General features: G+C 48.2%; 14 protein-coding genes. 9 read left to right on the top strand and 5 right to left on the bottom strand.

The features are described 5' to 3' along the window. Positions 1 to 22: 22 nt before the first annotated feature. Complete coding sequence (locus FYJ60_RS10510; RefSeq protein WP_154458649.1) at positions 23 to 388, top strand: ACT domain-containing protein; 366 nt, start codon at positions 23 to 25, stop codon at positions 386 to 388. Positions 389 to 595: 207 nt separating this feature from the next. Next, a complete protein-coding gene (locus FYJ60_RS10505; protein WP_154458648.1) occupies positions 596 to 1,120 on the top strand; it encodes a hypothetical protein in 525 nt (174 codons plus the stop codon). A 44-nt stretch (positions 1,121 to 1,164) separates the two neighbouring features. On the opposite strand, the gene FYJ60_RS10500 is transcribed toward FYJ60_RS10505, so the two are convergent. From FYJ60_RS10500 to FYJ60_RS10490, 3 genes are all read right to left on the bottom strand, one after another. Continuing rightward, positions 1,165 to 1,833, bottom strand: a complete 669-nt coding sequence (locus tag FYJ60_RS10500; protein ID WP_330579189.1) for a VWA-like domain-containing protein — start codon at positions 1,831 to 1,833, stop codon at positions 1,165 to 1,167. 35 nt (positions 1,834 to 1,868) lie between these two features. Further along, a complete protein-coding gene (locus FYJ60_RS10495) occupies positions 1,869 to 2,459 on the bottom strand; it encodes an AAA family ATPase (protein ID WP_235903393.1) in 591 nt (196 codons plus the stop codon). 258 nt (positions 2,460 to 2,717) lie between these two features. Beyond that, the gene (locus FYJ60_RS10490) at positions 2,718 to 3,152 is read right to left on the bottom strand and encodes a helix-turn-helix domain-containing protein (RefSeq protein ID WP_205839068.1); all 435 of its coding nucleotides are present in this window, start codon (positions 3,150 to 3,152) and stop codon (positions 2,718 to 2,720) included. Positions 3,153 to 3,488: 336 nt separating this feature from the next. Here FYJ60_RS10490 and FYJ60_RS10485 point away from each other — a divergent pair, with 336 nt between their 5' ends. From FYJ60_RS10485 to FYJ60_RS10455, 7 genes are all read left to right on the top strand, one after another. Continuing rightward, a complete protein-coding gene (locus FYJ60_RS10485) occupies positions 3,489 to 4,700 on the top strand; it encodes an MFS transporter (protein WP_154458645.1) in 1,212 nt (403 codons plus the stop codon). Between the two features lie 121 nt (positions 4,701 to 4,821). After that, a complete protein-coding gene (locus FYJ60_RS10480) occupies positions 4,822 to 5,868 on the top strand; it encodes a uroporphyrinogen decarboxylase family protein (protein WP_154458644.1) in 1,047 nt (348 codons plus the stop codon). A 244-nt stretch (positions 5,869 to 6,112) separates the two neighbouring features. Further along, positions 6,113 to 6,556: an MIP/aquaporin family protein gene (locus tag FYJ60_RS10475; RefSeq protein WP_272818881.1), complete on the top strand. Its 444-nt coding sequence runs from the start codon at positions 6,113 to 6,115 to the stop codon at positions 6,554 to 6,556. A 254-nt stretch (positions 6,557 to 6,810) separates the two neighbouring features. Further along, the gene (locus FYJ60_RS10470) at positions 6,811 to 7,446 is read left to right on the top strand and encodes a hypothetical protein (protein WP_154458642.1); all 636 of its coding nucleotides are present in this window, start codon (positions 6,811 to 6,813) and stop codon (positions 7,444 to 7,446) included. A 72-nt stretch (positions 7,447 to 7,518) separates the two neighbouring features. Further along, a complete protein-coding gene (locus FYJ60_RS10465; RefSeq protein WP_154458641.1) occupies positions 7,519 to 8,208 on the top strand; it encodes an ABC transporter ATP-binding protein in 690 nt (229 codons plus the stop codon). Continuing rightward, the gene (locus FYJ60_RS10460; RefSeq protein ID WP_154458640.1) at positions 8,205 to 9,860 is read left to right on the top strand and encodes an efflux RND transporter periplasmic adaptor subunit; all 1,656 of its coding nucleotides are present in this window, start codon (positions 8,205 to 8,207) and stop codon (positions 9,858 to 9,860) included. The genes FYJ60_RS10465 and FYJ60_RS10460 overlap by 4 nt, the downstream gene beginning before the upstream one ends. Before the next feature lie 245 nt (positions 9,861 to 10,105). Next, positions 10,106 to 11,335 carry an ABC transporter permease gene (locus FYJ60_RS10455; protein WP_154458639.1) on the top strand — a complete coding sequence of 410 codons (1,230 nt, stop codon included), beginning with the start codon at positions 10,106 to 10,108 and terminating at the stop codon, positions 11,333 to 11,335. 118 nt (positions 11,336 to 11,453) lie between these two features. Here the strand turns inward: FYJ60_RS10455 and FYJ60_RS10450 are convergent, their stop codons facing one another. Together FYJ60_RS10450 and FYJ60_RS10445 are read right to left on the bottom strand one after the other, a co-directional pair. Then, positions 11,454 to 12,797, bottom strand: a complete 1,344-nt coding sequence (locus FYJ60_RS10450; protein WP_154458638.1) for a Na+/H+ antiporter NhaC family protein — start codon at positions 12,795 to 12,797, stop codon at positions 11,454 to 11,456. 93 nt (positions 12,798 to 12,890) lie between these two features. Then, positions 12,891 to 14,087, bottom strand: coding sequence for an MFS transporter (locus FYJ60_RS10445; protein WP_154458637.1), 1,197 nt, complete (start codon positions 14,085 to 14,087; stop codon positions 12,891 to 12,893). Positions 14,088 to 14,090: the final 3 nt, after the last annotated feature.

Raw genomic sequence — 14,090 nt, 5'->3', positions numbered from 1 at the left:
TTTGCGAAGGAGAATAGGCCGAATGGAATTGAAAAAGATGGAACATAACCTGACTGTTTGTAAAGTACAAAATGTCTCAGACATCGACATGGCATCTGAGTTTTATTTTATAGGCAAAACGGATGAAGAGATCTCTCTGGTTTGCAAAACTGAAGATACACCGGCTGAGACCGTTGAGCGAGATGATGGATGGAAAGGTTTTCGTATTCAGGGGACGCTGGATTTTTCTCTGATAGGAATTCTGTCAAAGTTGTCAGGTATTCTTGCTGATCATAAAATAGGCATCTTTGCGGTTTCCACATACAACACAGATTATATTCTTGTAAAGGAAGAAAACTTTGCCAGGGCATTAAATGCCTTGGCATCAGAAGGATATACAGTAGCATAAATTCAGGCGATACGCCATAATCCGATGCATATGCGTGACTATGTTGAGCAAGCAGATAAAGTACTTAGCAGTACAGATGAGCGCGTACTTCCATCACCGTAACTTCCGTCGGTGTTGTTCTCTGGAATAATCCATAGGGAAGAGGAATAAAGAATTGTAAGAATTAATCAATCCGGCACATAGAAATATATCTTGTGGAGGATTCTCATGAAAAGAATGGTTATTATTGCGGCAATCTGCGCGTTGCTTACGGCTGGAGGCTGCGGAAGTCATGGAGTACCTGTGGCCAGAGTTGTCACATCCTCTCCGGATGACGGCACCCAGAGCTATGAGATGGTCTATGAGGACGGAAAAGTAAAAAAGACAGACAAGTTCACGCCGGAAGCGGATACCATTTATCAGGCGGATTTCACTGATTTTTCGGGGATTATCGAAGATAATAAAATCGCGGTCACGTTAGTCGATACAAAACTGACCGATGAGGATGGCAACGAGATAGAACCGGATGAAAACATCATTAAGTTCATGCAGTGGATCGCAGACAATGCAGAGCACAATATTTATGAAGCAGACTTCATCCCTCTTCAGGAAAAATATTTTGCGCTTGTGAAGCTGGATGTGAACTGGTGGGATCCTTGCGTTTTGTATATGTATGATACAGAGGAGCAGAAGTTCTCTGAATTGTACAAATGGGATCATGTGAATGTTGAAGGCGTTTCATTGCCAGATTAATGCGTTCTCTTAGCGATCCGGGCAGTGGTAAAATGTCTGGAATTTCAGCTGAAGAAGAAAACCTCTCCTTTGGGCCGAAAGGGCAGAGACCTTCCGGCCGGCGGCAGAAAGGCGTGGCGCCGGCGGATCGTCAAATGATCTTCGATCCATCCGTCTGTGATCAGAAGGATCGGGCTGTCCTTCGGAAAATCTTTTGCGTTTTCCAGAAGATTAACCGCCGGCTGTAATCTGGTGCCGCCGCGGCCGACCACCTTGACCCTGCCGGCGATCTGATCCGTATCGAGATAGCCCGCGTCATAGGCGTCCGCATCGCAGAAAATGACACGTACAGCCGGCACATCCTTCGATGCGGCATAGCTTGCGATAGAGCCAAGCGCTTTCCCGATATTTTCCGCGGACATGGATCCGGAGGTGTCAATGACGACGCCGAAGGTCGATGCCATTTTTTCTGTCTCGGTTCGGATATACCGCGGCCTGGGGATCGTTGGCGAAGAGGCCTGCCTGCGGCTCGGATGCGCGTAGGAGAGGTGTTTCTCCTGGGTAAGGATATTTTCATCAAACCAGTATGCCAGCCGGACATCCCACCGAATCGGCGGCATGGCAAGGGCGCGGATCTCCTGGATCATCCCCGCGGGAATCGTCCCCCTTCCGGAATCCAGCTGGTATTCCAGGCCGGACAGCAGTGTATTGCGGAAGAAATCATCCAGAGACACGCCGCGTGACCGGTCAGAGAGGCGGCTTTTTCCGCTTAGAATATCGCCCTTCCCCCAGCCGCGGAACGTGTCCAGGCGGTTACAAAGGGGTGAAGACCTGCTTCATAGGCCCAGGCGAGCCACTCGTTTACATTGGGCTTAAGCTGGACATGAAACATACGGTTTAACAGAGCGGACGACATGGTCTTAACGATCGCATTGTCAGAGGAACGGTTTCCGGCGCCGATCACAATGCTGCCCTCCGGCAGATGGTATTCCCCGACGCGCCTCTCGTAGATCAGGCTGTAAAAGGCTTTCTGGACCTCCTGCGAGCAGTCGTTCAGCTCATCCAGAAAGAGGATATACGGATCTTTTCCGGCAATCATTTTGGGCGGAAGAAAAGCAGAGACGCCATCCTGTATCTGTGGAATGCCGATAATATCCTCTGGAGCCAGTTGGCTGCCCAGAAGAGAAACGCAGGGCATGCCGACTTCTTCCGCGAACTTTTCGACGAGCGCGGATTTGCCGATGCCGGGTGCGCCCCAGATATAGACGGGGCGGACGGGGGAAATATTCAGAAGAACATCCAGAAGTTCTTTTTGTGATACAGAGACAGGAAGATTCATGATGCATACCTCGGAAATCATGCAATGGTGTATTCCATATGATGTTGGGGGTCAAAAGGTATTTTGCCCCCCAATGATACCCTCGGATTGCTTCATTGCTTCGCAATTCCTGCAATCCTCCCGCCATTCGTAATCTCGCAGAATCCTTACAAAACAAGGATTCTGCTTCTTGCTCATGTCGGGACGGGGCCCAAGGTCAAACGCCTTTTCGTGCAAGCACGAAGGCGTTAAGACCTTTTGACCCTGGTATCATAACATTAGTATCCGGGGAGGCGCAGGTCACTGAACTTGCAGTTGAAAGGGAAGAAAAAGCTCTTCCCGGCAGTTCAGGAGGCGTCGGAGCGGGTTCTTTGCGTGAAGATCCGGATTTATCGGCGCAATTTTTTTATGTTTGTCGGAGGTTTCCGGAAAAAGACGTCCCTCGAAAAAACGCCCCCGGAAAAAATCAAGCTCCCCGTCGATGACGAGGAGCTCTGTTATTTTTAATCCTAGAAGCCTGCAGAGGATGATCTGCGTCTCCAGCGAGGGAATAGACTTCCCGCTGTACCATTTGTAAATGGTCTGCTCTGTGGTAATTCCCGTAATCTCCATGATTTCGCGCATCGAATACCCGCTTTCCTTAATGGCGCGCTTAATGTGCGCACCGGTTTTCTCCATATTGATGGAGATGTCCATGCGTTTTACAGGGTATTTTCTCTTAGAATTATTCTGCATATCATGCGCCCCTTCCATGATCCATGTCCTTTTATTGTACTGCGGTTATTCCGGGTTGTCACTAAACCGGCGGTTGAAATTATATAGGTAGTTATTTGCAAAACTATATTATTTCTTGGGATTATCGGTGTCAGTAAATTTTAGTCTGTGGGTGTTTACCAGGAATGGTGTCAGATATAAGACGGGTGTTTATCAAGAGAATTTACCGGGAAGGTCCAATGCACAAAATTAAGACGAATATATCTGAAAATATTGTACTTTACGGATATTTTATAAAAATACTATCAACTATATACTTGAATTTAATAAACAAAGCATAAATGAGGAGGTGTTAACATGAATAAGGCAATCCATAAGAAGTCGTTGATTGGTATCCTGATTTTCTGCGTGGCTGCGATGGCCACAAATATGACGATGGGAATTCTGGCAAAGATTATGCAATCTTACCCGGATGTTTCCCCGGTCACGGTGCAGTCCGTACTTGTGGGACCGGCGCTTATTGGAACAATCTATGCTTTCTTTGTAGGCATGCTGAACCGTAAGATTCCGGCAAAACGTCTGTTGATTTTTGCTCAGGCAGCTCTTTTGCTGTATGGCATTATCTTTTGGATGGGCGGAGGCAGAGTGCCGATCGCGGTATTGATCTGTGCTTCCGGTCTGGCGGGCTTCAATCAGGGATCTATGAATACAATTTTTGGTCTTCTTCTGATGGAGGCAGTTCCGGATGACAAAAAACGGGGAAGCCTGATCGGGATTGGTACGGCGGTCATGAGCATCGGCGGAGTGGTCTTTACGACAGTCGGCGGTGTTATTGCAAATGTGAGGTGGCAGAATGCTTATCTGCTCTTTTTCTATTACCTGATCGCCATTATTCTGGAACTTATTCTTCTGCCAAATGTAACACCTGAGGGAAGCGCTGCGGCACCTGCCGCTGAGAAGCATCAGGAAACATCTAAAGGCGGCATGGCCAGAGTATGGATTCTTTCTATTCACTATTTCTTTTTCTTCCTTTGGCTGTATTGCTTTGGCACGAACTGCTCAGAGTACGTTATTTCTACCTATAAGCTGGGGACGGCGGCAGAGGCAGGCGTCGCGGCCAGCTGCGTGACAATCGGAGGCATTTTTGCAGGATTGTTATACGGGGTATATTCCAAAGTACTCAAACGCTTCACGGTTCCGTGCATGATGGGCTTGAGTGTGATTGGTCTTGCAATTGCTGTGTTTATTACAGATAGTCTCATTGGTGTGTATGTGGCCGGTATTTTGCTTGGCTTTGCCATGATGGGGGCAAACCCGTATATCCTGGAATATCTGCAGGAGCTGGCGCCGGGCGCGAAATACGGAAAGGCATTGTCGGTTTTCTCCGGCTTTATGAATGCCGGTATGGTCGTTGCAATCTATGTCATCGCCTTTTTGACCCAGCTGGTCTGTGGCAATGGCGCGGATGTGCATTACAAATTTGTAGTCGCCTTTGTTGGTGATCTGATTGTTTTTGCATTGTCGTTTTTTGTTTATCTGCCAAAAGGTAAGAAGGCGGACAAACAGTAACCTGAACCCATTAAAAGATTGATAGTCGAGTACCCTATATGGCTTTTTACGTGTGTTTACAATTATGGGTAGGGAAAGCAGCTGTAAAGACGTATCCCTGAACAGGGATAGGAGGAAAATTATGCTGACAGCGAGAAAAAATTTCTATGAAGCCGCCAAAGGCGGTCACCCGGATCGTTTTGTCAATCAGTATGAGGCGTTAAGGCTCTGCCTAAATCCATCAATGATTCATAGCCCGTTTCCAAAGAAGGGTGAGTCAGATGTAGTTAATGCATGGGGCGTTACAAACAGTTTCCCGGACAATGCGCCGGGACCGTTCCCGGTACATACACCAGAAAAAGTTGTTATCAAGGATATTACCCACTGGCGTGATTATGTACACGCACCTTCTCTGGATTTCCCACAGGAAGAATGGGACATGTTTCGAAAGATATATGATTCTGTTGATACCACAAAGGCCTACAAGGCGGCCTTTGTGGCGCCAGGACTTTTTGAGATGTGCCATCACCTGGGAGAGATGACACATACCATGATGAACCTGCTGGAGTATGAGGATGAGATGCATGAACTGATCCGCTATCTGGCTGACTACGAGATGCGGCTTGCTGAGCTGATTTGTGATAAGCTGCACCCGGATGCATTGTTCCATCATGATGATCTGGGCAGCCGGACGAGCACTTTTATGAGTCCGGATATGTGGGCGGAATTCTATGTTGAACCCTATAAAGAAATCTATGGCTATTATAAATCACATGGCTGTGAGCTGATCATTCACCATTCGGACAGCTACGCTGCCACACTGGTACCCTGCATGAAAGAGATGGGTATTGATGTCTGGCAGGGCTGTATGACATCCAATAATATTCCGAAACTGCGGGAAGAAAATATCGGGCAGATCGCCTTTATGGGAGGCTTTGATGGTGCCGACTATGATCGCCCGGACTGGAATGCGGAGGATATTCACAGGCGCGTTTATGCGTGGCTCGATCATATGGATCCGCGTGGCTATATCCCATGTGTAGCCCAGGGAGGCCCAGGCTCTATTTACGATGGCGTATATGAGACAATTTTCAAGGCTATCGATGACTATAATGTGGAGCATTTTCATATCAACCGGGACGAGATCAGCAGAATGCCGCTGCAGTCTGAGAAAAAAGGATATATGTAATTAGTATCAGCGGTTATGCAGCGAGAATCTGTGATGGTGCAGTAATGGCTCAGTTAACTCTCAGTTAACTCTCATCGGAGAATATGCTTAATAATATTGATAAAAATTCATATTTACAGGCCTTCTATGATGTGTTTCATGATAGGAGGCTTTATTTATTGAAGGAAAAGTGAAAACGTCATGCATCCTGATAAGAGCGGGTAACATGCAGTGAAAGACAGAATATTTACGTTGTGTAAAGATATTGTCATGCCTGGGTGCTGTCTGCGGAAGCTTTCTGCTGATGGGGATCTTTGCCTGGGGGAATTTGAGCGACAAGACGGGCGCTTACGGATCAAATGCGATTACCGGCTTAAATAATTCGGCTGGTGCCGGTTTCCTGGTAGAAGTGGTCCTGACCTTTGTTTTTGTCCTTACTGTTTTGGGTGTGACTTCCAAAAAAGCGGGGCATGGTTCTCTTGGCGGCCTGGTGATCGGCCTCACCCTTACGCTTGTTCATATTCTGGGAATCGGTCTGACCGGGACATCGGTCAATCCGGCGCGCTCCATCGGTCCAGCTCTTGCCGCCGCCGTCAGTGGGAACGGGGAACCGGTTCGTGTGCTTTGGATCTTTATCATTGCTCCGCTTGTGGGAGGAGCGGCAGCCGCTGTCTGCTATCGATATCTTGCCGGAAAAGATACAGAATAAAGGAGCTGCGCTGACATTAGAAAAGCGATGTCATTCAATAACAATGCCATTTGTCTGCGAAGCAGTAAGTAAGAAACGCTTGCTGCTTCGCATTTTACACACCGCGATGAAATCTGCATGTCCTCCAGGTTAATTGTACACCTATATAATTAAAATATTGGAAATAATCACTTGCGCATGATACAATCAAAAAGAAAGCTTCAGATATGGAGACATATGGAGCAGCTGTTTAGAAAGAATGGGAGGTGAATTCTATGAAGATGAAAGGTTCTGTGCTGATGAAGGTGTCAGCGGCTTTTTGTTTGATTTTCGGGGCGCTGTCGCTGGTCAGCACTTTATTTTCTATATCCACGGATCTGAAACTGATCAGTTACGGTGCGTCTTCCGCGGTGATAGGTTTAACCATTCTATTTGGCCTGCTGGAAGGGGCGGTGCTTCTGTTTGCCGGGATCGCGGGGATCCGGAACAGCAGGCGTCCGGATAAGGTCCGATTCATGTATCTTACGGCCATATGGACATTTCTGATTCTTCTGATAACTACCCTGATCAGTATTCTTTTTATTACCCCGGCGGTTTCGGAGGCTACTGCTGCCATGACGAACGATATCCTGCAGTCCGCGGGGCTGAGTGATACCGGGGCATTGGCAGGCTCTGCCATGACGGCAGTTTCTGTCATCGGAACGGTGGTGGGAGTCATCATCCAGCTTTTGTTTCCGCTTCTGCTGTTGGCGGCTTCCCTGAAAAATAAGGAGCAGATTGAGTCCATGCCGGAAGGGTGGGATCCGCTTCTGGAGATGCGGGGGCAGCAGCAGACTTACGAGGGCGGTCAAACGGATAAGGGCGGCGCAGAAAATCCGGAGAGCTTACAGAAACCGGACGGCCGGCAGTAACCAGAGTGTTTACCGGCTGCGGCAGAGATGTGGCTCCGGGATGGTGCGGAATCCCTGACAGGAGAAAAGGATATGGCTTCGTTTATTGAGGCACTGGATCTGACGAAAATTTATAATCCGGGTGAGAGTGAGGTGCGTGCGCTGGATCATGTCACGCTGCGGATTGACCATGGGGAATATGTGGCGATTATCGGCCAGTCCGGTTCGGGCAAATCCACCCTGCTGAACCTTCTGGGGTGCCTGGATGTGCCCACATCGGGAAGGCTTATGATTAACGGGTGTGATGTGGGAAGGCTGAATGACAATGAGCTCTCCAGGATCCGGAGCAGGGAGATCGGGTTTGTGTTTCAGGGATTTAATCTGATCCCCGCTCTTACCGCCCGGAAGAATGTTGAACTTCCGCTGGTTTACCGCAGGGTCAGGCGGGGGACGCGGGAACGGCTTGCGGAAGCGGCGCTTACCCTGGTCGGGCTGGAACAGAGGATGGATCACCTGCCGTCCCAGCTTTCGGGAGGACAGCAGCAGCGGGTGGCGATTGCCAGGGCGCTGGTTGTGCGGCCTCCGGTGATCCTGGCGGATGAGCCGACCGGAAACCTGGATTCATCTTCCAGCAGGGAGATTATGAATATTTTCGGAAAGATTCATCAGGCGGGAAAAACAGTCATCCTGATTACACATGACCAGAAGGTGGCAGAAAACGCGGACAGAATTATCCGCATTGCGGATGGCCGTGTAATAGAAGACAGAGAGAGGGGATTATGAGCACAGAGAAAAGGATCAATTCTGCTGCGGATCCGTATGCGCAGCTTCTTGAGGGAGAAGAGACGGTAGAAGATCTGGACAGAAAATCTTCGGACAGGAAACCGGGGAAGGGGAAAAAGAACCGTTGGGTGATTCCTTCCGCGGTGGGAGCGGTTGTTCTTGTCGCAGCGGCAGCTGTGTTTGCCAACATGCCCCGGACGGCCGCGGCGCCGGAGGTGTCGGCAGTCCTGGTGGAGAAAAAGGACATTCATCAGATTACGGATACAAACGGAACGGTGGAAAGCAATCAGCTTCAGGTCTGCGCCTCTCCGGTAGCGGCTTCCCTGGCGGAAGCGCTTCCGGAGCTGGGGCAGACCGTGAAAAAAGGCGACGTAGTTGTCTCCTTTGATACAACAGATCTGGAGAACGAGTGGAAAAAGGCGTCCCTGAGCGGGGATGCCTCGATGTCGGAAAACGCCAATACCATCGCGAAGGCGGATCAGAGCGCCGCGGATCTTCAGAGTGCATCCGCTGACGTGCAGTCGCTGGAGAGCGCGGTGGATCAGCAGAGGCAGGTGATCTATTCGCTGAACGCTGCGATCGCGAACCGGCAGGCGGAGCTTTCTGCGGGAGTGACCGGTCTGCAGAACAGGCTGACAGAGCTTCAGAGCCGGCAGAGCAGCCTGCAGACGCAGATTGCGCAGATGCAGACAGAGCAGCAGACGGCGCTTCAGGCTGGCCAGACCTATGATTCCGCTGCCTTGGATCAGGCGCAGAGCGATCTGGAGGCCGTCTCGCAGGAAATCGTTTCGGTTCAGCAGCAGATCAATTCCGCTCCCTCGGCGGAGACCGATTCGGTGCTCGCTTCCAATCAGCTCCAGTTACAGGCGGAGCAGGATCGGCTGTCGGATTTGCAGACGGAGCTTTCCGAGGCACGCAGCCGCCAGCAGACCGCGGAACAGTCAGAGCTTTCCCAGGAGAGCCGGGATGCCCTGCAGGCGAACGACGATCTGGCCAGACTGAATACCATGACGGCGCAGCAGAAGCTGGATCTGGCAAAGGCGGGAATCCAGGCCGAGTTTGACGGGGTAGTCATCAGCAGGGGAGAACTGGACAAGGGGAGAGCCGTCACGGAAGGAATGGAACTGCTGACGATTGCCAACCGCTCGGATCTGAGTGTAAAAATCAAAGTGCCGAAAAGCGATTACGGGGATGTCCGGGAGGGGCAGAAAGCCGATATCCGCATCGGAGACCATACCTATACGGGAACGGTGAAATCGGTCAGCGGTCTTGTAGAAACGGATGAGAAGGGAGCATCTGTTCTTACGGCGCAGGTCAGGATAGATAATCCGGATGAGGGTGCCGTCATCGGCATTGACGCTCAGGTCAGCATCCATTCCGCGGATGCCAGCCAGGTTCCGGTTATTTCTTCGGAGATCCTGAATTCCGGTGTGGACGGCGATTTTGTCTACACGGTCGGCGAGGATGGAAAAGTGAAAAAAACCAGTGTAACCGTCGGGATCCGCACGGATACAGAGGCGGAGATCCGCTCCGGACTCTCCGCGGGCGACACGGTGCTTCAGAGTCTTCCGGATGGCCTGCAGGTCGGTGACGCGGTCACTCCGGTGCTGGATAACGCAGGCGAGACGACAGAGGCTTCCTCAGTTTCCTGAGGCTTTTACATCCGGATATAAAGACATGTAGATGGCGGCGACTGTGGCCTTCTTTTATAGATTCAGGGCTGTTCTGATTTCCAGGAGGCATTGCGGAAAGGCCGGGAACAGAAGAACACAGAATCCCAGAGAGTATCGGTTGTTCTGATTTCCCAAAAGCACCGCTGAAAGACATCGGGCGGCCAGGATACTGACCGGAGCATTTTTGTATTATTTAGAGAAGAAATAGGGGATTGGGGGAGTATATGGGAGAGATCGCGGAATATCTGACCATGGCGTTCGAGAATATCCGCCACAATAAAGGACGTTCCTTTCTTACTATGCTGGGAATCATCATCGGAATCGCGTCGGTGATTACCATCACGATGGTGGGGAATGCTTTTTCCCGGACGGTATCGGATACTCTGGAAAATATAGGCGGAGGCCAGATTTTTCTCTATGTGGGAGATGACGGCGCCGCCGCGGATGAGTGGATTACGCCGGATGATATGAGCGCTCTGGGAGCGTCGGACGGCGTGGAAGGAGTAACCCCCTTTTATTCGGTCGGAGGCAGTACGGAGACGGGCAAGGGAAATTTCAGCCTTACCATTTCGGGTGGAACGCCTATTCTCGATAAGATCCAGTATTCCAATATGGAGATTGTGAAGGGGAGAAACATTTCAGATACAGATGTGGAGAATGGAAGCCGGATCTGTGTCATGAAAAGAACGGACGTGCAGAAAATGTTCGGAACAGACGATGTTATTGGCATGAGCGTACCCGTTACCTCCGGGGATGTGACTCTCACCTATAAGATCATCGGCCTTCTGGATACGGCGAAGGGGGAGGAAGATTCGCTGCTCAGCCTGATGAACAGCGAAGAGGACGTAGGGGTGATTGTTCCGTATCCTTCTCTTGCCGACTGGGGATATGATACCGAATCCTTTACCGGCGCATATGTTCTGTGCGACGGCAGCGTGGAGTCCGGCAAGGTGGCGGAAGCAGCCTTAAAGCTTCTGAACCGCAGGCATCAGGTGCCGCAGAAAGACAATTATTTCCTGGTACAGAACTTTACGGACACCTTCGACCAGATGAACAGCCTCATGGGGACTGTGACGATGTTTGTTATGCTTGTGGCCGCGATTTCTCTGGTAGTGGGCGGTATCGGCGTCATGAACATCATGCTGGTATCGGTGACGGAACGCACCAGGGAGATCGGAATCCGGAAATCGATCGGCGCAACAACCGCTTCCATTACGATGCAGTTCCTGGCGGAGTCCGCGATTATCGCCGTCATGGGAGGCGGAATCGGAATCCTGGCCGGAACCATTTTGTCAGCCATCATCTGCGCGGCGATCCATATGAAGCTGGTCATTTTTCCGGTGGTTATGCTCTCAGCAGCCGGGGTATCCATGGGGATCGGCATGTTTTTTGGAATCTATCCGGCCAGAAAGGCAGCGCATCTGAGCCCGATTGAATGCCTCCGGCATGAGTGACAGATGCATCGCACATAAAGATTTCCCTCTTGTATTAGATAATCAATTCGAAGACAAACTAAATATTTGAGAAAGATATCTTGTTTTTCAGGCGGCTTATTATGTGCCTGATAGGAAGTTACATTGCTAATCTTATTCCTACAACCAAAAACAGGACAGATGCAAAGGCTGCTCCAATAATCGTATATGGAAGAACCACCTCAAATTGTCTTGCATTAGATACCCCTGTTCCAGCGGAAACCATAAAAATTGCATCGGAATACAAACACGACTGGCTGCCAAGCGCAACACCTGACATGATTGCTGCGATTATTATATACGCAGGAATACCTGTTGCAGTTGCCATCGGAATAAATATTGGATAAGATATTACGATCAATGCCCAAAATGAAGCCGCAAAAAATGTAATAGCTGCAACTGAGATAAAAGCCATCATTGGAAGAATAACTTTGGGAAAATGTGTAGAAATCAACTGTGCCAGTGCATCCATGAATCCCATTTTAGCTGAAGCGTTTTCCATAATATACACGGCAAAAATATTTAGGATTAACGGCAAAACCGCAGACATTCCGGAAGTAAATGTTTCGAGAAAACTATCTACTTTAAAAATTTTCTGCGGTACAAAAAGGAAAAACATAGAGACAATTGCCAGAATCATTCCAACAACAAGATCTGAATCTGCGAGAATCATACCGATAATAAGAACACCAACAGGAATAAGAAAATTCCAGGGCGAAGTTGCTTTTAAACTCCGGGTATCAATTTCCTTTACGTTGCAATCCTGATTATCGAGAACATTCCCATTTGTTTGCACTCGCAAATATGCTTTTTTTAGTGCTCCAATTTTGGGAAAAAGATCAAAGCCTGTCAATAGACAAAGTATGATAGAGGTAATTGGATAAAACATAAACGGAATTGCCTGCAAATAATCGTTCGGTCCAACATTATACGCTGCTCCTATACCGACTGCAAATGCAGCCCAACTGGAAATTGGCACTAAAACGCATACACATGCCCCCATGCAATTGGTTGTATAAGCCAGGTGTTCACGCGGAATTTTATAATTATCCGAGATTCCTTTCATTGAAGCTGATACGGCCAGTGCATTCAGGTAATCATCAATAAAAATGATACCTCCTAGAATCCATGTGAAAAACAATGTACTCCTGCGATTTTTGCAAACTTTTCTTAAAATATTCTGAAATCCCAACATAGCGCCAGATTTTTCTAAAACAGCAGCTATTCCGGAGAATCCCATTGCCACGATAAGAAGAAGCTGAAAAGAGTTGTCTGAAAGCACGTCATACATAGTCTGAATATATTCTGGTATAAAATGGATCCCTTTCAGCATAATAATTGCTAAAAGCGACGATATCCATGCTGATAATGCGGTCTTCTTCGTAATAACGGTAATAACAATAAATAATAAAATAGGGATGCCTCCCAGTATAGAATGTCCCATATCATCCTCCTGAATGTAATAAACATACAAAAATGACCTGCCATGCAGAATTTTCAACCTGACAGATCATTTTTTCTCAGAGTTTGTTATTTTTTATTCGGCAGTTACCTGCTCTGAGTTTCTGTTTTTTACATTAATTATGATGGATAAAACGCATGCGATAGCTACAATAGTTCCGTAAATAATGAATGTATCACGGAAATTTTCTGTATGCATCATTGCCATCAGAAAACTCATTACATATGGCATCGGAAAATAAGACAGTGAATTTGCGGTTGTGACAATTCCGGTAGCAGTACCCACCATATTTTCCGGCACAACAACAGTCGCCCGGAAAAACCAGAACGTATAAACCGTACCCCATCCGGCGCCAAACATCATGCAACCAATGATTGCTGTTGGTTTGCTTGGAATAAAATACATCAGAAAAATTCCACAGGCAATTAATGCGTATGCCGGAATAGTTATCCTGGTTTTAAGCTTTTTGTAGACCCACCCAAATATGGAACAGAAGCAGAAGGAAGTAATCGTTTGAACAGAACCCAGCAGCCCGGTAAAACTGGATGTTCCCAGGTTGTTTCCTGTTACATAAAGATCTATATAAGTAAATATTGTCATAGCAGCAAAGCTGACAACAAAAAATGCAAGCGCAAGCGGTATAATATGCTTTGCCCAGCCTTTCTGTCCTTTGATTTTTTCCCCATTAGTTTCGCTGTTGCCTTTTGCCGGACAGGACGGAACAAAAAATATTGCCAGTAAAATGACAACCACAACGAACCAGTTGGGCGCAGGTCCAAGTTTCCAGTTGATATCTGCACAAAATCCATACAGTAAAGCCAACAGCGCGCCTACCAGCGCCATGATACCATTATATAATCCCAGCATTTTGCTGCGTTCTTCTTCATTAGAAAATGTGTCCGAAATAATCCCAACCGCAGACACGCTGACAATACCATAGCAAATACCGCCATTTAAGGAAGCCATCACAACAAATAAAAGGTCGTTAGGTACTAGCGCTAAAGTAGTTCCTGTAAGCGCAAAAAGTACAAGCCCACAAAGGAACAGGATTTTTTTATTGACAAGATCACTTATCTTTCCGGCTATCAGACAGGCAAAAAGGCCAATAATTCCCGGTATGGCAATTGCTGCATCCACAGCCCATTTTGCATAATTTTCATACAGCTTTGTCATGATAATGCTGTAAAAAGTAGTCCCCATTATTGTGACATTGCTGAGACACATGACTACCATAAACAAAATCTTTCTTATGTTCGTCATTTCTTTACTCATATC

The organism is Bilifractor porci (assembly GCF_009696005.1).
GTDB lineage: Bacteria > Bacillota > Clostridia > Lachnospirales > Lachnospiraceae > Bilifractor > Bilifractor porci.
This window is presented reverse-complemented; position numbering and strand designations above follow the sequence as displayed.

What these genes read in the sequence shown, in the direction of transcription:
- FYJ60_RS10470 (WP_154458642.1), top strand. Translation starts at nt 6,811, where the DNA reads ATGAAGATGAAAGGTTCTGTGCTGATGAAGGTGTCAGCGGCTTTTTGT.
- FYJ60_RS10510 (WP_154458649.1), top strand. Translation starts at nt 23, where the DNA reads ATGGAATTGAAAAAGATGGAACATAACCTGACTGTTTGTAAAGTACAA.
- FYJ60_RS10495 (WP_235903393.1), bottom strand. Translation starts at nt 2,459, where the DNA reads ATGATTTCCGAGGTATGCATCATGAATCTTCCTGTCTCTGTATCACAA.
- FYJ60_RS10505 (WP_154458648.1), top strand. Translation starts at nt 596, where the DNA reads ATGAAAAGAATGGTTATTATTGCGGCAATCTGCGCGTTGCTTACGGCT.
- FYJ60_RS10490 (WP_205839068.1), bottom strand. Translation starts at nt 3,152, where the DNA reads ATGCAGAATAATTCTAAGAGAAAATACCCTGTAAAACGCATGGACATC.
- FYJ60_RS10465 (WP_154458641.1), top strand. Translation starts at nt 7,519, where the DNA reads ATGGCTTCGTTTATTGAGGCACTGGATCTGACGAAAATTTATAATCCG.
- FYJ60_RS10445 (WP_154458637.1), bottom strand. Translation starts at nt 14,087, where the DNA reads ATGAGTAAAGAAATGACGAACATAAGAAAGATTTTGTTTATGGTAGTC.
- FYJ60_RS10460 (WP_154458640.1), top strand. Translation starts at nt 8,205, where the DNA reads ATGAGCACAGAGAAAAGGATCAATTCTGCTGCGGATCCGTATGCGCAG.
- FYJ60_RS10455 (WP_154458639.1), top strand. Translation starts at nt 10,106, where the DNA reads ATGGGAGAGATCGCGGAATATCTGACCATGGCGTTCGAGAATATCCGC.
- FYJ60_RS10480 (WP_154458644.1), top strand. Translation starts at nt 4,822, where the DNA reads ATGCTGACAGCGAGAAAAAATTTCTATGAAGCCGCCAAAGGCGGTCAC.
- FYJ60_RS10450 (WP_154458638.1), bottom strand. Translation starts at nt 12,797, where the DNA reads ATGGGACATTCTATACTGGGAGGCATCCCTATTTTATTATTTATTGTT.
- FYJ60_RS10485 (WP_154458645.1), top strand. Translation starts at nt 3,489, where the DNA reads ATGAATAAGGCAATCCATAAGAAGTCGTTGATTGGTATCCTGATTTTC.